The organism is Pseudomonas sp. NUPR-001 (genome assembly GCF_052147955.1).
In the GTDB taxonomy this organism is placed as follows: Bacteria; Pseudomonadota; Gammaproteobacteria; order Pseudomonadales; family Pseudomonadaceae; genus Aquipseudomonas.
This window is the reverse complement of sequence record NZ_CP197353.1, coordinates 1,904,723-1,925,377: the sequence shown is the minus strand read 5'-3', so window position 1 is coordinate 1,925,377 and position 20,655 is coordinate 1,904,723. Positions and strand designations below refer to the sequence as shown.

Below are 20,655 nucleotides of genomic sequence, written 5' to 3'. Positions count from 1 at the left end.
GATAGAGCGCTATCGCGGGGCAAGCCCGCTCCTACAGTTATAACCTAATAACGAACTAGTCTATTTCGCTATAAAAAAACCTTTATGCTGGCTGCCATCCGATCACGGGCACGTTGGGCGTTAGGTAGATTATGGATGTAGGTTCTTTCGGCTTTACCATTGCGGGCCTTATCGTAGGTTTCATCGTCGGGATGACCGGCGTCGGCGGCGGTTCTCTGATGACACCGATCCTGCTGTGGTTCGGCATCAGCCCGGCCACTGCCGTGGGTACTGACCTGTTGTACGCCGCCATTACCAAAGCCAGCGGCGTCTGGGTGCACAGCAAGCAGAAGAACATCGACTGGAAAATCACTGGTTGGCTGACCCTGGGCAGCGTCCCGGCCGCCGGCGCGACCCTGTGGTTCCTCAGCACTCTGGATGCCGACACCCAGGCCGCCAACGCCGTGATCAAACAAGGCCTGGCCGTGGTGCTGGTGCTCACCGCCCTGGCCATTTTGTTCAAAAGCAAACTGCAGGCCTTCGCCAGCAAACACGCAGGTGATCGCTATCACCTGAGCGGCACCAGCCTCAACGCACTGACGGTGGTCACCGGCATCATCCTCGGCGTCATGGTCTCGCTGACCTCCATTGGTGCTGGCGCGCTGGGTACTGTGGCGCTGTTCCTGCTCTACCCGTTCCTGATTACCCGCCGCCTGATCGGCACCGAGATCGCTCACGCCGTGCCACTCACCCTGGTCGCGGGCCTGGGCCACGCCAGCATGGGTAACATGGACTGGTCGCTGCTGGGCTACTTGCTGCTAGGCTCACTGCCGGGCATCTACCTGGGCAGTCACTTGACCGGGCGTATTTCCGACAGCGTCCTGCGCCCGTGCCTGGCAGGGATGTTGTTGATGATCGGTTACAAGCTGGCATTCTGACTCAGAGGCTCTGTTGACGTCCCTGCCCTCCCAACTGATCTTCCTCCCAGGCGCCTCCGGTAATACCGAATTCTGGCGCCCGGCAACCCGGCAACTCGCCCATCGCGCGCAGCAATCGCACATCGGTTGGCCAGGCTGATCGACAGCCATTTCGCGTTATCCACGCAGCCTAGCGATTGAACCGGTCCACCAGCGCATACATCTCGTGCGCGGTATGTTCCAGCTCCAACCCCAGCGTGGCCGAACTGGCAGCAATGTCGACATTCTGCTCCGACACCTGAGCGATGGTGGTGATTTGTCGGCTGATGTCTTCGGCCACATGGGCCTGCTGCTCGGAGGCTGCGGCCATTTGCTCGGTCATCTGGTGGATTCGCTCCACCGCGACGCCAATACCGTCGAGCGCAGTTTGCGTAGCGATCACCTGCTCCACCCCGGTGTGGGCTTCATCACTGCCTTGGCGGGCAATCTCCACAGCCTGATTGGCCGCGCCGTGCAGCGACTGAATGATGCCTTGAATGGTTTCAGTCGATTCCTGAGTCTTGAATGCCAGTGCCCGCACCTCATCGGCAACCACGGCAAAACCACGCCCCTGCTCCCCGGCTCGCGCGGCTTCGATCGCGGCGTTGAGCGCCAGCAGGTTGGTCTGGTCGGCGATCTGCCGAATCATGTTCGAGGCAATCTGAATCGATTGGGTTTCGTCCGCGAAATGCTCCACCGACTGGCTGATCTGATTGACCGTGCGCTGCAGCGTCTCGATCACCAGGCGGGTCTTGCCCGCTTCCTCGGAGCCCACCTGGGTCAGCTGGTTGACGTCGTCGGCCTCGCGGGCGGTATCGTGAATATGGGTAGACACCTCGGCAATCGACGCCGCCATCTGCGTCATGGCGGTGGCGGCCATATCCGTTTCGTCACGCTGACGCTGCAGCGACACTTCCGACGCTTGCGCCAGCTTGCCACTTTCGCCGGCCATGCTCTCGGTCTGGCTGGCATAGTCACCGGAGCGGCTCAGTGCCGTGCGCAACTTGGCCTGCTCGCTGATCAGCGTCATCATCAACTGTGCAAGCGGGCCCTGCTCGTCGGTGTAAGTACGGGCAATCAACTCGCTGTCGAAGCTGTCTGGCGTTACTCGCCTGGCCTGGGCAAAGCGCTGTTGCAGACGCCACTGCGCCGCCACCTGCATACCGATAAAACCGCACGCCACCACCGCACTGGCCGCCCAGCTGTCCAGGAAGATCACTGCGGCCACCGCAGGAATACCCAGGGCAAGCGGCGCCAGCCCGTGCTCGATCACAGCGTTGAGCCGCCGTCTGAAATCCCAGCTGCGCTTGCCGGTGCGCATGCGTTCATACAAGGCCGAGGCACGCTCGATATCGGCGCGCTGCGGCTTGACCCGAACCGACTCGTACCCCACCACCACGTTGCCTTCCAGCACCGGCGTGACATAGGCACTGACCCAGTAGTGATCGCCATTGCGGCAACGGTTCTTGACGATCCCCATCCAGCTTTTGCCCGCCTTCAAGTACGACCACATATGGGCGAAGACCGCTTCAGGCATATCAGGGTGGCGCACGATGTTGTGCGCACTGCCCAGCAACGCTTCACGGCTGTAGCCACTGACTGCCACAAATTCGTCATTGCAGTAGGTCAGATTGCCCTGCAAGTCGGTGGCTGATATCAGCCGCTGCTCATTCTGGAAGATGACTTCCTGCTGGGTGACCGGCAGATTGGTTCTCATAATCGGGTATCCGTTTGTACTTTGATCAGATCAGCTGTGATTAGCCCTTCCATTTCGCGAATGATCTTGGTCACGGCCGGTTGGGTCAGGTTCAGCGCTTGGGCAGCGCCCACCAGCGAACCACTGCACAGGGACCGGTCGAAAACCACCAATTGATAGAGTTTGAGCTTGCGGGCAACGGAAACCACGGTTGACTTCATGGGTAACACCTGGGAACCATCGAGCACCCACCACCCTTGATCGATGTGCACTCGAAATACGGACGAATCCTTATTTTTTATTAACGTTCACACCAAAACATAATCGCAAAGGTGGAAAGTTATTCATTCCCTTTAGATCAATATAAGACTCAAACAAAAGACAAAAATTGATGCAGATCATCAATTCACAGCTGCTGAAAAGGCGCTGAAGATTGTCAATTGAACAAGGACTTCGAAGGCTAACCCTCCGACAACAGCTGAATTGGCCCGCAAAACGCCCTTCGTCGTTAAAGCACACCCCCCTTCGCAAAACCTGGGCCACCCACCCGTCCCTCAAGCATGCCCATGAGTCCCTCTCCCTGTGTATTATGGTAGATCGCTCATGCCAAAGCGCTGCGGACCTAGGTATTTCAGAAATTTGAGGTAGCGATGTTAGACATTACCAACCTGTGGCTTTTTATTTTGTCTGTTTTTCTTCTGTCTATTACTCCCGGCCCAGACATGGCCTATGTCGTTGGCCAAAGCGTAGCCAACGGCCGCCGCGCCGGTGTAATTTCGGCCGCTGGCGTAGCGTTGGGAAGCTGTACACATGCGGTGGCCAGCGTGGTGGGACTGACCGCATTGATTGCTGCGTCACCCCTTATGTTTTCAGTGGTGAAGTATGCCGGGGCGTTGTACCTTATGTACTTAGGTTTGAAGATGATTCTTGGCACTTTTAGCAAAACAAGTGCTGCGACTCCCGACCAACCAAAAATCAAAAACAATGCACACTTAAAAGATCTGCTTTCGAAAGGCTTTATTACCACGCTTACCAACCCAAAAGTTCTGTTGTTTTTTGTCTCGTTCTTCCCTCAATTTGTGACGCCCAATGGAGCACATCAAACAGAATCATTTCTGATTCTGGGCCTTACCTATGCATTGGTAGCTTTCCTGACTGACTCAATGTTCGCGTTGTTAGCAGGGAGCGCAGCTGGCAAAGTGTCGCAAAATAGATCATTGCAGAATTTGATGGATCGGGTGGTTGGCAGCACATTTATTGCGCTCGGCGTTCGACTGGCTCTGAGTCGGCGTTAAGCCTGGCTTGGCTCATCTCGATCGTGCCAAGCTCGGACAACTCGGCTTCCCGTCCTTTCGCCCGGGCTTGGACAGCCTGCTTGCAGGCGAATGTCTGGCACTCTTGGTAGACTATGGCACCTTTGTTTTTAAGACGGACCTGGACGGTGTAACTGACCGTTCCGTCGGCCTTTTTCGTGCTCTGATCATTGCCATGGATTGCGGTGGTACACATGAGGTTAGCGGTGGTAGATCGTACCGCCGAGGCACAAAAACGCCCGAAAACACCCGAAAATGGCACTAATACGCGTACGTAAAAATGTCCTTAGAATCCGCTGCAACCCCAGTAAACCCAAGGCCTGAGCCGTCTCGCCGCTTCTCCGTTGCGCCGATGATGGACTGGACAGACCGCCATTGCCGCTTCTTCCTGCGCCTGCTGTCGAGCAACGCCCTGCTCTACACCGAAATGGTCACCACCGGCGCCCTGCTGCATGGCGATGCCGAACGTTTTCTGCGCCACCACGAAGCCGAGCATCCCCTGGCCTTGCAACTGGGTGGCAGTGTTCCGGCCGATCTCGCCGCCTGCGCCAAGCTGGCGCAGGACGCTGGCTACGATGAGGTGAACCTCAACGTCGGCTGCCCGAGCGACCGGGTGCAGAACAATATGATTGGCGCCTGTCTGATGGCGCATCCGGCGCTGGTGGGCGATTGCGTCAAGGCGATGCAGGATGCGGTGCAGATTCCGGTGACGGTCAAGCATCGCATCGGTATCAATGGCCGTGACAGCTATGCCGAGTTGTGCGACTTCGTCGGGCAGGTGCGTGATGCCGGGTGCCGCAGTTTCACTGTGCATGCGCGCATTGCCATTCTTGAAGGCCTGTCGCCGAAGGAAAACCGCGAGATTCCGCCGCTGCGTTACGAGGTCGCCGCGCAGTTGAAAGCGGACTTCCCAGACCTGGAGATCGTCCTCAACGGCGGCATCAAGACCCTGGCCGAATGTCAGGCGCACCTGCAGACCTTCGACGGGGTGATGCTGGGGCGCGAGGCGTACCACAATCCTTACTTGCTGGCCGAGGTCGATCAGCAGTTGTTCGGTAGCCAGGCAGCGGTGATCAGCCGCAGCGAAGCACTGGCCAAACTGCGTCCCTACATTGCCCAGCATCTGGCCAGCGGCGGCGCCATGCACCATGTGACCCGGCATATTCTCGGCCTCGCCCAGGGCTTCCCGGGGGCGCGCAAGTTCCGTCAGTTACTGTCGGTGGATATCCACAAGAGCAACGACCCGCTGGCCCTGCTCGATCAGGCCGGCGAGCTGCTGCAAGGTCGCTAGCGTCGGAACCTGTGCACGATTGGACACTCGAAGGGTTATCCCTTCACCCGCATGCCAGCCAGCCCTTGAGCGGCTGGCAGCGCTCGGGTAATGTCAAGCCATCGCACAGGACAGAGCACGCCCATGACCTCCAAGCTGGAACAACTCAAGCAGTTCACCACTGTCGTTGCCGACACGGGTGATATCGATGCCATCAGCCGCCTGAAACCGGTCGATGCCACCACCAACCCGTCGTTGTTGCTCAAGGCTGCAGCCATGCCCGGTTATACCGAGCTGCTCAAGCAATCGATCGAGCGCAGCAAAGGCGATGTCGGCCTGGCGTGCGACACCTTTGCCGTGGCGGTGGGCGCGGGGATTCTCAAGGTGATTCCGGGTCGTATTTCCACCGAAGTCGATGCACGTCTGTCGTTCGATCAGCCTGCGCTGTTGGCCAAGGCCCGGCAATTGATCGCGCTGTATGAACAGTCCGGTATCGGTCGTGATCGGGTGCTGATCAAGCTGGCGTCGACCTGGGAAGGCATTCGCGCTGCCGAAGTGCTGGAAAAGGAAGGTATCCAGACCAACCTGACCCTGCTGTTTTCCTTTGCTCAGGCCCAGGCTTGTGCCGATGCCGGGGTGTTCCTGATTTCGCCGTTCGTGGGCCGTATCTACGACTGGTACAAGAAATCCACCGGTACCGACTATGTCGGCGCCGAGGATCCGGGCGTGCAGTCGGTGACGCGGATCTACAACTACTACAAGAGCAACGGCTACAACACTGTGGTCATGGGCGCGAGCTTCCGCAATATCGGTCAGATCGAACAACTGGCAGGCTGCGACCGTTTGACCATCAGCCCAGAACTGCTCCAGCAACTGAGCGATGATCAGGGCGAGCTGCCGCGCATCCTCAAGCCGGGTAACCCGGGTGAGGCCCGCCAACAACTGAGCGAAGCGCAATTCCGCTGGGCGTCCAATGAAGATGCCATGGCGACTGAGAAGCTGGCAGAAGGCATTCGCCTGTTCGCTCGCGATCAGGAGAAGCTTGAGGCGTTGCTGGCGGCAAAAGCTTGATACAAAACGGGGTTTGCCACGCCAGTGGGGAACGCTGAGTATTCTTGCCTTTTTTTGCGGCCTTGAGGCCTCATCGCGGGGCAAGCCCGCTCCTACTGTAGGAGCGGGCTTGCCCCGCGATGCTTTCAATTGTGCTCTCAGAGATGTAGATGCCTGACTCTTCCGCATTGCCAACCGTATTGGCCGGCCCTGTTCTGCGCCGCCTTGAACCCACCCGCATGGTGTTCTGGCTGGTGGCTTCACAAGCGTTGCAACCGACCCTGTCACTCAGTTGCACAGGCATCACCCCGACGCTCGATTGCCAGGTCATCGCCATCGGCCAGCAGGCCTTCGTACACCTGATCGACATTCACCTCGACAGTCCATTGCCCTGCGATGTGCAAATCGACTATGACCTGATCCTGCCCACTAGCGAGGGGCCGCAAGGTATTGCGCATTGGGCGCCACACCTGCTTTACGACGGCAGCGAGCAGCCCAGCTTCGTCGTGCATTCACGAATTGAACAACTGCTGCACGGCTCGTGCCGCAAACCCCACCATCACGCCGCAGACGGCCTGCTGTGTGCCGACCGCTTGTTGATGACCTGCACAGAACCCCGCTCACGCCCTGCCCTGCTGCTGATGAGCGGTGATCAGGTTTACGCAGACGATGTCGCCGGGCCAATGCTGCGGGCGATTCATGCGCTGATTGAACGCTTGGGCTTGTTTGACGAGACGCTACAAGGCGCGCTGGTTGACGACAGCGCCGCGCTGTATCGCCACCCGGCAAGCTATTACCACCGCGCCGACCTGTTGCCGGCATTGGAAAGCAATGAAACCTTGCGTGAACGCTTCTTCGGCGGCGCGCGCAAGCCAATCTTCACCAGCAGCAATGCCGACAACCATCTGGTGACCTTTGCCGAGGTCATGGCCATGTACCTGCTGGTCTGGTCGCCGGTTCCCTGGACATTGATCGAAACCGACATGCCCGCCGGGCTGACGCCACAACAGCAGCAGCGCTACCGCCAGGAACAACAGCTGATCCAGGCGTTTGTCAGCGGTCTGGGCGGTGTCGCCCGGGTGCTGGCGCACCTTCCCAGCCTGATGATCTTCGACGACCACGACATCACCGACGACTGGAATCTGTCGGCGCAGTGGGAAGAGACCGCCTATGGCCATCCTTTCTCAAAGCGCATCATTGGCAATGCCCTGCTGGCCTACCTGCTGTGCCAAGGCTGGGGCAATGACCCCGACACCTGCCGGGAGCTGGTGCTCAAATGCCAGGAACTGAGCCGCAGCGCTGCAACCGACCACCACCTGGATGCCCCGCTGCAAGATGCACTGATCGATGAAGTGCTGCGCTTTCAAGGCTGGCAGTTCGTACTGCCGAGCAATCCTCCCTTGCTGGTGCTCGACACCCGCACGCGCCGCTGGCGCAGCGAAAGCAACTTCGCCAAGCCTTCCGGCCTGCTCGACTGGGAGGCGCTGAGCGAGCTGCAGCAGGCCTTGCTTGACCACCCTTCGGCAATCATCGTCTCGCCTGCGCCGATATTCGGGGTCAAACTGATCGAGACGGTGCAGCGGGTGTTCAGCTGGCTGGGCTACCCCTTGCTGGTTGACGCTGAGAACTGGATGGCCCACCAGGGCGCTGCGCAGGTGATCCTGAACATCTTCCGCCACTCGCGCACGCCGGGGCACTACGTGATTCTCTCCGGAGACGTGCACTACTCGTTCGTTTATGAAGTGCGCATACGACACCGCCAGCGCAGCCCACACCTGTGGCAGATCACCAGCAGCGGTATCAAGAACGAGTTTCCACGACGCCTGCTGGACACCTTCGATCGCCTCAACCGCTGGCTGTATGCGCCACGCTCACCGCTCAACTGGTTCACCAAGCGCCGGCGGATGGAAGTGATTCCACGTACCCCCAGCCACAGCAAAGCCGGCGAACGCCTGTGGAACAGCGCCGGCCTGGGCCAGGTGTTTTTCAATGAGCAAGGGCAGCCGCAGCGGATTTTCCAGCTCAACGCCGATGGTGCGGCGCCGACCGAATTTCCAGCCCGGGTATCGGATCAGTAAGCAGGCGCTGAAAAGCGCCTGGCTGACGGGTCAGGTGCGCTCGAGGGCGTTGACCAGGTCGTGGAAGGCTTCACGGTTGGAGTCGTTCAGGCCCATGAGGATTTTGTGCGCCTCCAGCACTTTGGAGCGCACTACATCTTCGTTCTGGTCTTGCGACGGCAGGTCGGTCAGGCACTCGGGGCACGGAACCGGCCGGTCGACGATGTTGAACACCTGATCGAAGCCCATCGACTGCAGCAACCGGGAGATATCCGGGTTGGTGGTGACCACGGTCGGCAGCAGGCCGACCTTCTGGCGCGACAGGATCGAGAGCTTGGCCAGCAAGCCCAGGGTGGTGCTGTCGATGCTTTCGGTTTCAGTCAGATCGATGACGATCGCCGAGAAATTCAGCGCCGTGAAGATCTTTTCAATAGTCGCATCCAACGCCGAACACAAGGTCAGGCGCACTTCGCCGACAAACTTCAGAACGAACGTGCCGCTCTGCTCAGCGAACTGGATTCTTCCCGTACTCATTGAAGGTTCCTGCTCAACACCAATAGGGCGATATCATCCGGCATCTCCCCAAGCGTAGCTAATCCGAATCGTTGGCGCAGCCCATCCAGGCTACCACCCGCAGCCTTGACGATTTCAGGCAAGGCCGCCTCTTTATCTTTGAGTGTTCCACCTGGCAAAAGGTCCAGGATGCCATCAGAGAGCAAGGTCAGGCTGAACTGTGGTGGCAACTCCAGGACGTGGTCCTGATAGGTGGCCTCTTCGAACAGCCCCACCGGCAATCCGCGGCCTTCCAGGTAGCGGCTCTGGCCTGGGGTATACAGCACCGGCAACGGTAAATGGCCACCAATGCTGTAAGTCATCAGCCCGGTGTCCTCGTCAATGACACCACCCACCATGGTCACATGCTTGCCCAGCTTGCAGTTGATCAGGCCGCGGTTGATGTGACCGAGCACTTCCGACGGTTTGAAATCACGCAACCTGGAGTTGCGCTTGAATTCAAACAGCAGCCGGGTGGTCATGAACTTCAGCAATACGGTGACGAACGCCGAAGAGGCGCCGTGACCGGAAACGTCTGCCAGGTAGAACGCGATACGTCGCTCATCGACCCGGAAATAATCGGCAAAGTCGCCCGACAAGTACAACGAAGGGATGATCTGGTGCTCGAACGACAGTTCGTCTGCCACCCAGGGGCTTTCTGGCAGCATGTTCATCTGTACTTGGCGCCCAGCGGTCTGGTCTTCCTGCAGCAGGTGCAGGCTGGCTTCCAGCTCGCGGTTGGCGGTTTCAAGCTTTTCCCGGTAGCGCTGGTTTTCCAGCACCAGGCGTGCACGGTCCAGCGCGCGGCGGACCGAATGCTCCAGCACTGCGAGGTCTTCCAGGGGCTTGATCAGGTAGTCCGCTGCGCCCAGGCGCAGCGCTTCTACCGCATCGTTCATCACCCCGGCACCGGATACCACGATCACCGGCAACTCAGGCGCGCGCTCGGTTACCTGGCGAATCAGCTCAAGACCGCCCATTTGCGGCATGCGCAGATCGCAGATGACTAGATCGGGCTGTTCCTGTTCGAAGACCTGCAGGCCCTGCTGGCCATTACTCGCTTGCAGGACACTGAAACCACTGTCTTCAAGGTAGGCGGCTAGACTCGCACGTACGACGTCGTCGTCATCGATTATCAGCAGCGTTGCACTGGTTTTCTGCATGTGGGCAAACGGCGCCAGAATTAGGTTGGCGTAGGTGGCTCGACAAGGCATGAGCACACGTACTGGATTTTCTTCTAGCCACTCTTATAAGAGTTGTAGGACAAGACAGGCTGTCCGACAACTAGCAGAGGTGCCCTCTAAGGCGCAGACGGTACTCCCATCCGCAGGGGGTTTCAAGGGTACGCCGATGCTCGCGGTTGCTCTTTAGTACGGTAAATCACCAGGAGTTATTAGAGGGGCATTTTTCAGTTACCAAAGGGCATATTGTTTACCGCAAAACAAATGCGATTGATTAGTAGTTACACCTCAACTGAACAACGGACATGAAAAAGGCGGCCCAAGGGCCGCCCAATCATTACCGCAACAATTAGAAGTCGTCTTTGACTTCGCCGTCCTTGACCTTGAACTCGCGGTTCTGCAGGTAGGCATTGCGAATGAACACGTACTTGTCGCCACTGATCAGCTTTTCCGCCGACAACAGGCTGGCGCGGGTATCGACAACATCCACGGCCAAGGCGCTGTTGCGGGTCGGCACGTGATCGATGTAGCGGTAGGGTTCGGTGTAGGTATCAGGGTACTTGCCGAGGGCGTCACGCACCGTGCTTGGGCCGAGCAACGGCAGCATCACGTACGGACCACTGCTCACGCCCCAGTAGCCCAGGGTCTGGCCGAAGTCTTCATCGTTACGCTGCAGGCCCATCTTGGTGCCGACATCGAAGAAGCCGCCCAGGCCGAAGGTGGTGTTGATGATCAGCCGTGCGGTGTCGACACCGGCAGCATGCGGCTTGAGCTGCAGGATGTTGTTGGCCAGGTTGGTAACGTCCCCCAGGTTGAGGAACATGTTGTGAATGCCATCTTCCAGAAACTGCGGGGTCACGGCCTGGTAACCCTTGGCCAGTGGCTTGAGTGCGTAGGTATCAACGGTGTCGTTGAAGGTAAAGATCGGCCGGTTAACGCTCTCCCATGGGTCATCTTCGGTTGCCGCCTGAGCTACAGCCAACGGTGCCAACAGCAGGCTGGCACAGACACAGGCCTGGGTCATCCGATTGATCACGCCTGTACCGATCCGACGCATAGAGTTACTCCTCGACAGTCACTGCGCCAGGCCCTAAACGCCCGGCGCTCAAAAAAGGAAACAAGTATAAAGGGTCTGACACTGATAAACAGCCTGACACAAAAGAGGTCACGATTTTGTGAACAACTGTGTTTGTCACCGTCACCAATCTGTAATAGCCCGAGTGTAGCCTGCAGGCTATTTTCAGGGACGTTGCCATGCCTGACTCTCCCGCCTTCACCGCTTTGCTGTTCGGCCTGCGCGGTTGCCTGATCGAAGCCGCCAGCCATCAGCGTCCACACGCTGCGCCCGGTGCGTTACACACCCTCGACTGGTTGAATCAGCTACAAATCCCCTGTGCCTGGATTGACGAGCTGAGCAGCAGCGACGCCGAGCACCTGGCCAGCCCGCTGCCGAACTGGATAAAAGCTCAATATCGCGCCCAAGCCCCCTGGCCTGCGCCCGATGCCTGCTGGCAAGCACTAATGGCCCTGCAGACCCACACCCTGGAAGGCTGTGTATTGATCAGCAGTGAACCCCGCCTGCTGCAATCGGGCCTTAACGCCGGCCTGTGGACCATCGGCCTGGCAACTGACGGCGTGAGCCGCGCCAGCGACTCACCGCAGGAACAAGAGTGCAAGCGCGCCAGGGCAACCCTGCAACTGTTCGCCTTGGGCGTACACTCGGTGATTGACCATCTCGGCGCGCTGGACGACTGCCTGGCCGACATTGGTCAACGTCGCCTGAAGGGCGAAAAACCCTGACACAGGGCCGTTGATCCGGGTCATGCAAAGCATCAGACAGTGGATTACTCTAGTAGGCAGGTATGGACCTTTCAGCCGTTGCCAGGGTCCATGACTATGCCTATTGATAGAGGGAGATACCCATGCCTGCCCGCGAACTGCAAGAGCAACTCAACGCCCTGCGCGAGCAACTGGAGCAAAATCCGCCGCTCTCGCTGGAAGAGCGCGACCAACTGCAGCAGCTGATGCAGCAGATTGAAGCCGAGATGAAACTTGAAGCGGTAACCCCGGACAACAACCTGGTCGATGGCGTCAACCTGGCAGTGGAGCGCTTCGAGGTCGATCACCCAGGCCTGACCGCTACCCTGCGCAATATTGTCCAAAGCCTGCAAAGCATGGGCATCTGAACAACCCTCGCGGGGCACACGCCCCGCGATGATCCAGTGTTACTGGCGAACCAGACGCAGGTTCGGCAAGGTCACCACTTCGGTGCTGCGATACGGGTTGATGTCCAGACCGCCACGGCGCACGTAACGGGCATACACCGTCAGGAACTCAGGGTTGAGCAGGCGCTTGAGGTCCAGGTAGATACGTTCTACGCACTGCTCATGGAAATCCGCATGCTGACGGAAGCTGATCAAGTAGGTCAGCAGGCTGCTGTGATCCAGCGCCGCTCCACGGTAATGCACGGTGACACTTCCCCAGTCCGGCTGACCCGTCACCGGGCAGTTGGATTTGAGCAGATGGCTATGCAGCTGTTCTTCAACGATACGGCTTCTGTCACAGCGCAGTAGTTCAGGCTGCGGTTGTTCATAGTTGCTGATGCTGACATCCAGATCGTCAATGCACACACCCGGCAAGGCAACTACACCCTGCCCTTCAACTTCAGCCAGACTGCGAATCTGCACCGCCACCGGCTTGCCAGCGGCTGCCGAGAGGTCTTTGCTCAGGCAGGCCTGCAATGCAGCCGGGGTTTCGAACACCGTCTGGTTCAGCGAGTTCAGGTAGAGCTTGAACGATTTGGATTCAATGATGTTCGGCGAATCGGCAGGAATCGCGAATTCGCCAATGGCCACCACCGGCTTGCCTGACGGCAACAACCAGGACAATTCAAAGCAGTTCCAGAAGTCGACGCCCTGCCAGGGCAAGGTCTCGGCGCTGACGCCCAACTCGGCCCATTTGGCGGTACGCGGGATCGGGAACAGCAGCGAGGGGGTGTAAGTGGTGATGTATTCGCTGGACTTGCCCAGCGGGGAATGTTCGGCGGCGGGGTGCATGGCTCAAACCTGAAGGACGAAATGTGCCTAGTTTATCGGGTTTGTGCCATGCATTGGGTAATCGCCTGTTATTGGCCGATAGTCAGCTTGCCAACCATGCCAGCCTGATAGTGCCCAGGCACGTTACAGGCAAACTCGATCGGCGTGGCCTGGCTGAACGTCCAGGTCAATTCACCCTGCTTGCCGGGCTCAACCATCACGGTGTTGGGATCGTCATGCTGCATGCCGGCGCCATGTTGCATGCCGCCATGGCCCATCGCCGCGTGGTCCATCTGCCCCATCATGGCGATCATTTCCTTTTGATGTTTGGCATGCATGAGTGCATCGCCCAGGCTGAACTCATGCGCGACCGCGCCTTTGTTGATCAGCACGAAGCGGACGGTTTCGCCCGCCTTGACCTGCAAGCTGCGCGGTTCGTAATACATATCGCCCATCACGATCTCGACGGTGCGATCAGCCTTGGCCGCAGTTGCGGGCGCACCAAAGGCAAACGTAGGCGCCGGGGACGCCACTGCAGGAAGGCTGGACAGCGCCAGGGTGGCGGCGAAAAAAAAGTGTTTCATGTCAGGCCTACTCCAGGATTGCGACAAATCAGCCTTCACTGTAGAAAACCAGCGCTGGCAGCAACCTGACAAAAACATTACAACTTTGTCAGCTTAACCACCCACCCTGTCCGACGCGGTATAACCCCCCGGCAATCCATGTCCAAGAGCCACCACGATGAAACTGCTAATCGTCGAAGACCAGAGCAAAACCGGCCACTACCTGTGCCAAGGCTTGAGTGAAGCAGGTTTTGCCACCGAACTGGCCACCGACGGCAACACCGGTCAACACCTGGCGCTGACTGGCGATTACGACCTGTTGATCCTCGATGTCATGCTGCCTGGCCGCGATGGCTGGCAGATCCTCCAGGCCGTTCGCGCCTCAGGCAGTGAAGTGCCGGTGCTGTTCCTGACCGCCCGCGATGCTGTCGAAGACCGCGTGCACGGCCTGGAATTAGGTGCCGATGACTACCTGATCAAGCCCTTCGCCTTCTCCGAGTTACTGGCACGGGTTCGCAGCCTGCTGCGCCGCGGCAGCAGCCCAACGCAAGAAACCAGCCTGGGGCTTGCCGATCTGCGTCTGGACTTGATCCGCCGCCGGGTCGAGCGTAACGGCCAACGCATCGACCTGACCGCCAAGGAGTTTGCCTTGCTCGAACTGCTGCTGCGCCGCCAGGGCGAAGTGCTGCCCAAGTCGCTGATTGCCTCGCAGGTGTGGGACATGAACTTCGACAGTGACACCAACGTCATCGAGGTGGCGATCCGCCGTTTACGCCTGAAGATCGACGACGGCCACGACCACAAACTGATCCACACCGTGCGCGGTATGGGCTATGTACTTGAAGAGCGGGCGGCCTGATGCGTCGATTGTCCCTTGGTAGCCGCCTGGCACTGCTGTTTGCCGCCTGTACCGCCGCAGTGTCGCTGACCGCCGGGGTGCTGTTCAGCAGTGCCAGTGAACGGCATTTCATCGAACTGGATCAGCAACTGCTCGAAAGCCGCCTGTCGCTATTGAGGCAGATGCTCGAGGGCGTGCATGACCCGGCCAGCCTCTCCCAGCGCTTGCCTGAGCTGCAAAGCGAATTGAGCCATCAGACCGATCTTGCCGTGCGTGTGCGCGGCAGTGATGGCCGGGTGTGGTTCGACAGCCAGGCCAACTTGCCTGACTCGCCGCAGGTGCCGGGGCTGAGCACCGTGCACAGCCCCAACAGCGACTACCGCAGCCTGTGCGTCATGCTCGACAATGACGACCCGCACTCGGCACAGCTGACATTGTTTCTGGACATCACCCACCACCAGCACTTTCTCCAGCGTATGCAGCAACTGATCTGGCTGACCGTCGGCCTCTCGGCCCTGGCCACTGCGCTGCTTGGCGCTTGGGCCGCGCGCAGCGGACTGCGCCCGTTGCGGCAGATGGGTGAAATTGCCTCGAAGGTCTCGGCACGCTCGTTGACCACACGCCTGCCAGAAGGGCAAATGCCGGTGGAGCTGGCTGAGCTGGCGCAAACGGTGAACGCCATGCTCGAACGCCTGGATGATGCCTTCCAGCGCCTGTCGGCCTTTTCCGCAGATATTGCCCACGAACTGCGCACGCCACTGTCGAACCTGCTCACTCACACGCAGGTCACCCTCACCCGCCCACGCGAACTGGACGAGTACCGTGAAGCGCTGCACAGCAACCTTGAAGAGCTGCAGTGGATGGCGCAACTGGTCAACGACATGCTTTATCTGGCCAAAGCCGACCACGGTTTATTGATGCCCAGCCGCCAGCAACTGAAGCTCGAAGAAGAGGCTGATGCCTTGCTTGAGTATTACGCGCCACTGGCTGAGGATGCCGGTGTGACCCTGCAGCGAGAAGGCCAGGCCAACCTGGCAGGCGACCGCCACATGCTGCGGCGCGCCCTGTCCAACCTGCTGGACAATGCCTTGCGCTTCACCCCGGCGCAGGGCGAGATACGGGTCAGCATCGAGCTGCACGGCGCGCAGGTGCGCTTACAGGTTGCCAACACCGGCGGACCGATTGACCCTGCCCTGCTCCCGCGATTGTTCGATCGTTTTTACCGGGCCGATCCGGCGCGCCGTGAAGGCAGCAGTGAACATGCGGGGTTGGGGCTGGCGATTACCCGATCGATAATCCAGGCCCATGGCGGAAGCATTCGTGCCGAGTCGGCGGCGGGATGGACGCGGTTTTTGATTGAATTGCCAGTGGCGTGAACATCATCGCGGGGCAAGCCCGCTCCCACCTGAAATTGCATGCTCTGTGGGAGCGGGCTTGCCCCGCGATCGCTCTTACTCGTAACGCAACGCGTACGCCGGTTCCACCTGCGAAGCCCGATACGCCGGATACAGGGTCGCGAGAAAGCTCATCACCAGCCCGGCACTGCAGATCAGCGCCACATCGCCCCATTGCAGTTCCGACGGCAAGCTGCTGATGAAATACACATCCGAGGTGAAGATGTGCTGGCCGCTGACCCGCTCCAGCCAGCCGACAATCTGGCTGACATTGAGCGCGGCAATCACCCCGAGCACACCACCGATCAAGGTGCCGACAATACCGATCAAGGTACCCTGCACCATGAAGGTGCCCATGATCTGCGCCGGGGTCGCGCCGATGGTGCGCAAGATGGCGATGTCCGCGCCCTTGTCATTGACCACCATGATCAGCGTGGCAATGATGTTGAACGCAGCCACAGCGATGATCATCAGCAACAACAGACCAATCATGGTCTTTTCCATTTTCATGGCACTGAACAGGCTGCCTTGAGTGTGCGACCAGTCATCTGCGCGGTACTGTGCACCCAAGTCCGCTGCGATGGCTTTCGACACTTGCGGTGCGCTGTACAGATCCTTGAGTTTCAGGCGCACGCCCTGCACTTGCCCCGGCTGCCAGCGCTGCATCTGCGCGGCATCGGCCATGTGAATGTAAGCCATCGAGCCATCCAGCTCAGCGCCCACCTTGAACACGCCGACCACATTCAGACGCTGCATGCGCGGGGTGATACCACCCGGAGCGCTGCTCACTTCCGGCACGATCAGGGTCAGCTTGTCACCGACATTCAAACGGAAACGCCGGGCACTGATCTCACCGATCACCACCCCGTACTCCCCCGGCTGCAGCGCCTGCAAGCTGCCCTGGACAATGTGCTGGGCAACGATCGAAACCTTGCCCTCTTCGGCCGGATCGATGCCACTGACCTGAATCGGCTGCATCGCCCCTTTGTAGGACAGCATGCCTTCCATCTCGGTCAATGGCGCCACGGCGAGCACTTGCGGGTTTTTCAGCGCCGCGTCAGCCGCCGGGCGCCAGTCAGCCAGTGGCTGCACGCCGAGAATGCTGGCGTGCGGCACCATGCCGAGAATCCGCGCGCTCATTTCACGCTGGAATCCATTCATCACCGACAACACCACGATCATCGCCAGCACGCCCAGGGACAGGCCGATCATCGAGGTCATGGAGATGAACGAAATGAAATGGTTGCGGCGCTTGGCGCGGGTGTAGCGCGCGCCGATGAAAATTGCCAAGGGTCTGAACATGAACGAAAGCACCCAGGTAAAGAAAAGGAACACGGGGCCCGCCACAATGACGGGCACGCTACTCGGTCAGCTCAGATCGGCACCAGATGCCCGTCTTCCAGACGCAGCACACGGTCCATCTGACGCGCCAGGTTGAGGTCGTGGGTGACCACCAGGAACGCTGTTTGCGAGGAATTGCTCAGCTCCTGCATCAGGTCCTGGATACCTTGTGCGGTGTGATGATCGAGGTTACCGGTAGGCTCATCGAGCATCACCAGCCCGGGACGGTTGACCAAGGCACGGGCAATCGCCACACGCTGGCGCTCACCGCCGGACAGCTCAGCCGGCTTGTGGCTCAGGCGATGGCCCAAGCCTACGCGCTTGAGCAATGCTTCGGCACGCTCACGCGCCTCGGGAATGGCGGTGCGGCCGATCAGCAGCGGCATGCACACGTTTTCCAGCGCGGTGAACTCCGGCAGCAGGTGGTGGAACTGATAAACGAAACCCAATGCGCGGTTGCGCAGCAGGCCACGGGCGCGCTCACCAAGGGCCGACAGTTCTTCACCCGCCAACCAGACACTGCCCTCGGTTGGGGTGTCGAGGCCGCCGAGCAGGTTGAGCAAGGTACTTTTACCCGAGCCCGAACTACCGACAATCGCCACGCGCTCACCGCGGTGCAGCTCCAGCTGCAAACCGGACAACACTTGTACCGACTCCGGGCCTTCCTCGTAGGACTTGCCCAGGTTGCGGCAACTCAGCACTGCTTGATTACTCATGCCCAACTCACTCATAACGTAGCGCCTCCGCAGGCTGGGTGCGTGCCGCACGCCAGGCCGGATACAGGGTGGCGAGGAAACTCAGAACCAATGCCGCGCCGCAGACCATCCACACGTCTTCGGCCATGACCTGGGACGGCAGGTAGTCGATGAAGTACACGTCGGCATTGAGGAACTTGTGGCCGATCAGGGTCTCGAGCCCGGCAATCGCGGCACTGACATTCAGCGCCGCAGCAATACCGACAATGCCGCCGATCAAGGTACCGACCACACCGATAACGGTGCCCTGGACCATGAAAATCGCCATGATCTGCCCGGGGGTAGCCCCCAGGGTACGCAAGATGGCGATGTCGCCTTTCTTGTCGTTGACCACCATCACCAGGGTGGAAATGATGTTGAACGCCGCCACCGCAACAATCAGCAGCAACAGCAGGCCGATCATGGCCTTCTCCATGCGGATCGCCTGGTACAGGTTGCCATGGGTGCGGGTCCAGTCGCGGGCGTAGAACTCGTGTTCCCCGAGTTTCTGCGCGATATCCCAGGCAGCACGCGGCGCCTGGAACAGGTCGTCGAACTTCAGGCGCAGGCCCTGGACCTGATCAGCCTTCCAGCGGTGCAGGCGCGACAGGTCGGACAGATTGGTCAGGCCCAGGTAGCCGTCGATCTCACCGGCACCGACATGAAAGATGCCGACCACGGTAAAACGCTTCATGCGCGGGAACATCCCCGCCGGGGTCACGGTGACCTCCGGGGCCACGAAGGTGAGCTTGTCACCGATGCCCACACCCAATTTAGCCGCGGCCTTGTCGCCGATCATGATGCCGAACTCCCCCGGTGCCAGCGCGTCGAGACGCCCTTGCTGGATGAAGTTGTCGATGATCGAGACTTGCCGTTCCTGGGCCGGGTCGATGCCGTTGAGCAGCACTTTCTGCACCTTGCCTTCATGGGTCAGCAGGCCCTGCATCTGGGTGAAGGGCGCCACCGCCACAACCCGCGGGTTCTGCTTTACTTGATTGGCAAGGGTCGGCCAGTCGTTGATCGGCTGGCCGGTTTCCAGTGTGGCATGGGGCACCATGCCCAATACCCGGGTGCGCATCTCGTGATCGAAACCGTTCATGACCGACAACACCACGATCATCACCACCACGCCCAGGGCGAGGCCGATCATCGAGGTCAGGGAAATGAACGAGACGAAGTGGTTGCGGCGTTTGGCACGGGTGTAACGCGTACCGATGAATACGAAGAGAGGTCTGAACATGTCGGGGCTTGTTCGGATGAAAGAGGAACGTCCTTGTGGCGGGGCTTGAATAGCAGCTTTACACTCAGACCACCGCCGCTACCATGGGTTCGCCATGTCGACATTAGATGAAGAAGATCGCCGCGAATACTACCGTATCGAGGATCGGATCGCACTGGAAATTAGCCCGCTGAGTTCTGCTGAAGCCCTTGGCCCAGACTTGTTGCAAGATGATTCACCACTTTTCAATCTGCTCAGCGAGTTGCACCTGAGCGAATTCGAGTCCCAGCACCTGCTGCGCCAGCTCAGCGACAAGGATCGCACCCTGGCCGCCTTCCTCAAAGCCCAGAACAAACGTATCGACCTGCTCAGCGCTGTAGTCGCGCAAACCCTGCTGGGGCAACTCAGCGCGCCACAGGCGGTGGTGTTGTCCGAAGGCGGTATTGAATTCAACCAGGCCCAACCGATTGCCGCCGACGCCCGTGTTGCCGTGAAGATGGTCTTGATGCCGCAAGCACTAGGCCTGCTGCTGCGCGCCAGGGTCACCCACTGCGACCGCCAGGCGGATGGCCAATACGAGATCGGCACCGAATTCGTCGACATGACTGACGCCCAGCGCCAGTTGCTGGCGCGCTACATCTTGCAACGCCAGGCGCAACAACGGCGCCAGGCGCTGGAACAGAACGCCCCGAGCGCGTCTTGAGTCTCACCTCTTCTTGAAGGAACAAACGTGACCCAGATTTACGGCCACCGCGGCGCCAAGGGCGAAGCCCCCGAAAATACCCTGACCAGCTTCCAACACTGTCTCAAGCACGGCGTGCGCCGCTGCGAGTTGGACCTGCACTTGTCAGCCGACAACGAACTGATGGTGATCCACGACCCAACGCTCAAACGCACCACCGGCCGGCGCGGCAAAGTCGCCGAGCACCTGGCCGCCGACCTGGTCACCTACGATGCGCGCAAGGGTGGCCCGGGCTGGGTTTCGCACAGCCCGATTCCACGGCTGGAAGAATTGTTCGAGAAATGCGACTTCGAGCATTGGCAGCTTGAGGTCAAGAGCGCTTCGCGCACCCGCGCCGTGACCACGGTGCTGGCCATTCGCGAAATGGCCCAGCAATTCGGCCTGCTCGACAAGATCACCATCACCTCCAGTTCACGGGAAGTGCTGGGCGCGGCTCTTGAACTGACACCGGATATTGCCCGAGGGCTGGTTGCCGAATATGCCTGGCTCGACCCACTGAAGGTCGCCCAGAACTATGGCTGCAGTTTGCTCGCGCTGAACTGGACACTGTGCACCCCTGAACGCCTGATCAAGGCCCAGCGCCAGGGTTTGCACGTGTCGGTGTGGACAGTCAACGAGCCGGCGCTGATGCGCAGACTCGCTGACTTCGGCGTAGACAGCCTGATTACAGACTTTCCCGGTTTGGCCAGCGCCACCCTCGAGAATCGCTGAAATCGGTCTCCCCGGCCGGCTCAG

The 20,655-nt window shown here is 59.6% G+C and carries 20 protein-coding genes and 2 pseudogenes; 11 read left to right on the top strand and 11 right to left on the bottom strand.

Annotated features, from left to right (window positions below; all coding sequences use genetic code 11):
* The first annotated feature begins 131 nt into the window (after positions 1–131).
* On the top strand, positions 132–917 hold the full coding sequence (locus ACP6KB_RS08905; protein WP_442113369.1) for a sulfite exporter TauE/SafE family protein: 786 nt from the start codon (positions 132–134) through the stop codon (positions 915–917).
* A gap of 169 nt (positions 918–1,086) precedes the next feature.
* On the opposite strand, the pseudogene ACP6KB_RS08900 reads toward ACP6KB_RS08905, so the two are convergent.
* The 3 genes and pseudogenes from ACP6KB_RS08900 to ACP6KB_RS08890 form a co-directional block, all read right to left on the bottom strand.
* Positions 1,087–2,037: pseudogene (locus ACP6KB_RS08900) on the bottom strand (methyl-accepting chemotaxis protein); the annotation flags it as partial.
* A 348-nt stretch (positions 2,038–2,385) separates the two neighbouring features.
* Positions 2,386–2,652 (bottom strand): annotated as a pseudogene (locus tag ACP6KB_RS08895) (PAS domain-containing protein); the annotation flags it as partial.
* The gene (locus ACP6KB_RS08890) at positions 2,649–2,852 is read right to left on the bottom strand and encodes a LysR family transcriptional regulator (RefSeq protein WP_442113368.1); all 204 of its coding nucleotides are present in this window, start codon (positions 2,850–2,852) and stop codon (positions 2,649–2,651) included. The pseudogene ACP6KB_RS08895 and the gene ACP6KB_RS08890, both read right to left, overlap by 4 nt.
* Positions 2,853–3,281: 429 nt before the next feature.
* On the opposite strand from ACP6KB_RS08890, the gene ACP6KB_RS08885 reads away from it, so the two are divergent.
* From ACP6KB_RS08885 to ACP6KB_RS08870, 4 genes are all read left to right on the top strand, one after another.
* The gene (locus ACP6KB_RS08885) at positions 3,282–3,926 is read left to right on the top strand and encodes a LysE family translocator (protein ID WP_442113367.1); all 645 of its coding nucleotides are present in this window, start codon (positions 3,282–3,284) and stop codon (positions 3,924–3,926) included.
* A gap of 298 nt (positions 3,927–4,224) precedes the next feature.
* Positions 4,225–5,235, top strand: coding sequence for a tRNA dihydrouridine(20/20a) synthase DusA (gene dusA / locus ACP6KB_RS08880; RefSeq protein ID WP_442113366.1), 1,011 nt, complete (start codon positions 4,225–4,227; stop codon positions 5,233–5,235).
* A gap of 123 nt (positions 5,236–5,358) precedes the next feature.
* Entirely contained in the window at positions 5,359–6,285 is a 927-nt protein-coding gene (gene tal, locus ACP6KB_RS08875) for a transaldolase (RefSeq protein WP_442113365.1), read from the top strand.
* Positions 6,286–6,434: 149 nt separating this feature from the next.
* Positions 6,435–8,342: an alkaline phosphatase D family protein gene (locus tag ACP6KB_RS08870; RefSeq protein ID WP_442113364.1), complete on the top strand. Its 1,908-nt coding sequence runs from the start codon at positions 6,435–6,437 to the stop codon at positions 8,340–8,342.
* A gap of 30 nt (positions 8,343–8,372) precedes the next feature.
* On the opposite strand, the gene rssC is transcribed toward ACP6KB_RS08870, so the two are convergent.
* The 3 genes from rssC to ACP6KB_RS08855 form a co-directional block, all read right to left on the bottom strand.
* Positions 8,373–8,855, bottom strand: coding sequence for an anti-sigma factor antagonist RssC (rssC, locus tag ACP6KB_RS08865; RefSeq protein WP_016394629.1), 483 nt, complete (start codon positions 8,853–8,855; stop codon positions 8,373–8,375).
* Positions 8,852–10,036, bottom strand: coding sequence for a two-component system response regulator RssB (rssB, locus tag ACP6KB_RS08860; RefSeq protein WP_442114281.1), 1,185 nt, complete (start codon positions 10,034–10,036; stop codon positions 8,852–8,854). Before rssB ends, rssC begins: the two co-directional genes overlap by 4 nt.
* 367 nt (positions 10,037–10,403) lie before the next feature.
* On the bottom strand, positions 10,404–11,111 hold the full coding sequence (locus tag ACP6KB_RS08855; protein WP_442113363.1) for an MlaA family lipoprotein: 708 nt from the start codon (positions 11,109–11,111) through the stop codon (positions 10,404–10,406).
* Positions 11,112–11,308: 197 nt separating this feature from the next.
* Between ACP6KB_RS08855 and ACP6KB_RS08850 the strand changes: the two genes are divergently transcribed.
* Both ACP6KB_RS08850 and ACP6KB_RS08845 read left to right on the top strand, forming a co-directional pair.
* A complete protein-coding gene (locus ACP6KB_RS08850) occupies positions 11,309–11,854 on the top strand; it encodes a phosphonoacetaldehyde phosphonohydrolase-related protein (RefSeq protein ID WP_442113362.1) in 546 nt (181 codons plus the stop codon).
* Positions 11,855–11,976: 122 nt separating this feature from the next.
* On the top strand, positions 11,977–12,240 hold the full coding sequence (locus tag ACP6KB_RS08845; RefSeq protein WP_442113361.1) for a DUF4404 family protein: 264 nt from the start codon (positions 11,977–11,979) through the stop codon (positions 12,238–12,240).
* A 39-nt stretch (positions 12,241–12,279) separates the two neighbouring features.
* Here the strand turns inward: ACP6KB_RS08845 and queF are convergent, their stop codons facing one another.
* A complete protein-coding gene (gene queF / locus ACP6KB_RS08840; RefSeq protein ID WP_442113360.1) occupies positions 12,280–13,110 on the bottom strand; it encodes an NADPH-dependent 7-cyano-7-deazaguanine reductase QueF in 831 nt (276 codons plus the stop codon).
* Positions 13,111–13,178: 68 nt separating this feature from the next.
* Positions 13,179–13,673 carry a cupredoxin domain-containing protein gene (locus ACP6KB_RS08835; RefSeq protein WP_442113359.1) on the bottom strand — a complete coding sequence of 165 codons (495 nt, stop codon included), beginning with the start codon at positions 13,671–13,673 and terminating at the stop codon, positions 13,179–13,181.
* Between the two features lie 157 nt (positions 13,674–13,830).
* Here ACP6KB_RS08835 and ACP6KB_RS08830 point away from each other — a divergent pair, with 157 nt between their 5' ends.
* Positions 13,831–14,511, top strand: a complete 681-nt coding sequence (locus tag ACP6KB_RS08830) for a heavy metal response regulator transcription factor (protein WP_442113358.1) — start codon at positions 13,831–13,833, stop codon at positions 14,509–14,511.
* Complete coding sequence (locus ACP6KB_RS08825; protein WP_442114280.1) at positions 14,508–15,866, top strand: heavy metal sensor histidine kinase; 1,359 nt, start codon at positions 14,508–14,510, stop codon at positions 15,864–15,866. Before ACP6KB_RS08830 ends, ACP6KB_RS08825 begins: the two co-directional genes overlap by 4 nt.
* Before the next feature lie 75 nt (positions 15,867–15,941).
* On the opposite strand, the gene ACP6KB_RS08820 is transcribed toward ACP6KB_RS08825, so the two are convergent.
* The 3 genes from ACP6KB_RS08820 to ACP6KB_RS08810 form a co-directional block, all read right to left on the bottom strand.
* On the bottom strand, positions 15,942–17,186 hold the full coding sequence (locus ACP6KB_RS08820) for a lipoprotein-releasing ABC transporter permease subunit (protein ID WP_442113357.1): 1,245 nt from the start codon (positions 17,184–17,186) through the stop codon (positions 15,942–15,944).
* A gap of 71 nt (positions 17,187–17,257) precedes the next feature.
* Positions 17,258–17,941, bottom strand: a complete 684-nt coding sequence (lolD, locus tag ACP6KB_RS08815; RefSeq protein ID WP_442113356.1) for a lipoprotein-releasing ABC transporter ATP-binding protein LolD — start codon at positions 17,939–17,941, stop codon at positions 17,258–17,260.
* Between the two features lie 7 nt (positions 17,942–17,948).
* The gene (locus ACP6KB_RS08810; protein WP_442113355.1) at positions 17,949–19,199 is read right to left on the bottom strand and encodes a lipoprotein-releasing ABC transporter permease subunit; all 1,251 of its coding nucleotides are present in this window, start codon (positions 19,197–19,199) and stop codon (positions 17,949–17,951) included.
* A gap of 94 nt (positions 19,200–19,293) precedes the next feature.
* On the opposite strand from ACP6KB_RS08810, the gene ACP6KB_RS08805 reads away from it, so the two are divergent.
* On the top strand, positions 19,294–19,881 hold the full coding sequence (locus ACP6KB_RS08805; RefSeq protein WP_442113354.1) for a PilZ domain-containing protein: 588 nt from the start codon (positions 19,294–19,296) through the stop codon (positions 19,879–19,881).
* Between the two features lie 27 nt (positions 19,882–19,908).
* Positions 19,909–20,631 carry a glycerophosphodiester phosphodiesterase gene (locus ACP6KB_RS08800; RefSeq protein ID WP_442113353.1) on the top strand — a complete coding sequence of 241 codons (723 nt, stop codon included), beginning with the start codon at positions 19,909–19,911 and terminating at the stop codon, positions 20,629–20,631.
* The last annotated feature ends 24 nt before the right edge of the window (positions 20,632–20,655 follow it).

Bases quoted from the DNA above. Each gene is read 5' to 3' on its own strand.
- ACP6KB_RS08905 (WP_442113369.1), top strand. From the start codon at position 132: ATGGATGTAGGTTCTTTCGGCTTTACCATTGCGGGCCTTATCGTAGGT.
- ACP6KB_RS08890 (WP_442113368.1), bottom strand. From the start codon at position 2,852: ATGAAGTCAACCGTGGTTTCCGTTGCCCGCAAGCTCAAACTCTATCAA.
- ACP6KB_RS08885 (WP_442113367.1), top strand. From the start codon at position 3,282: ATGTTAGACATTACCAACCTGTGGCTTTTTATTTTGTCTGTTTTTCTT.
- dusA (WP_442113366.1), top strand. From the start codon at position 4,225: ATGTCCTTAGAATCCGCTGCAACCCCAGTAAACCCAAGGCCTGAGCCG.
- tal (WP_442113365.1), top strand. From the start codon at position 5,359: ATGACCTCCAAGCTGGAACAACTCAAGCAGTTCACCACTGTCGTTGCC.
- ACP6KB_RS08870 (WP_442113364.1), top strand. From the start codon at position 6,435: ATGCCTGACTCTTCCGCATTGCCAACCGTATTGGCCGGCCCTGTTCTG.
- rssC (WP_016394629.1), bottom strand. From the start codon at position 8,855: ATGAGTACGGGAAGAATCCAGTTCGCTGAGCAGAGCGGCACGTTCGTT.
- rssB (WP_442114281.1), bottom strand. From the start codon at position 10,036: ATGCAGAAAACCAGTGCAACGCTGCTGATAATCGATGACGACGACGTC.
- ACP6KB_RS08855 (WP_442113363.1), bottom strand. From the start codon at position 11,111: ATGCGTCGGATCGGTACAGGCGTGATCAATCGGATGACCCAGGCCTGT.
- ACP6KB_RS08850 (WP_442113362.1), top strand. From the start codon at position 11,309: ATGCCTGACTCTCCCGCCTTCACCGCTTTGCTGTTCGGCCTGCGCGGT.
- ACP6KB_RS08845 (WP_442113361.1), top strand. From the start codon at position 11,977: ATGCCTGCCCGCGAACTGCAAGAGCAACTCAACGCCCTGCGCGAGCAA.
- queF (WP_442113360.1), bottom strand. From the start codon at position 13,110: ATGCACCCCGCCGCCGAACATTCCCCGCTGGGCAAGTCCAGCGAATAC.
- ACP6KB_RS08835 (WP_442113359.1), bottom strand. From the start codon at position 13,673: ATGAAACACTTTTTTTTCGCCGCCACCCTGGCGCTGTCCAGCCTTCCT.
- ACP6KB_RS08830 (WP_442113358.1), top strand. From the start codon at position 13,831: ATGAAACTGCTAATCGTCGAAGACCAGAGCAAAACCGGCCACTACCTG.
- ACP6KB_RS08820 (WP_442113357.1), bottom strand. From the start codon at position 17,186: ATGTTCAGACCCTTGGCAATTTTCATCGGCGCGCGCTACACCCGCGCC.
- lolD (WP_442113356.1), bottom strand. From the start codon at position 17,941: ATGAGTAATCAAGCAGTGCTGAGTTGCCGCAACCTGGGCAAGTCCTAC.
- ACP6KB_RS08810 (WP_442113355.1), bottom strand. From the start codon at position 19,199: ATGTTCAGACCTCTCTTCGTATTCATCGGTACGCGTTACACCCGTGCC.
- ACP6KB_RS08805 (WP_442113354.1), top strand. From the start codon at position 19,294: ATGTCGACATTAGATGAAGAAGATCGCCGCGAATACTACCGTATCGAG.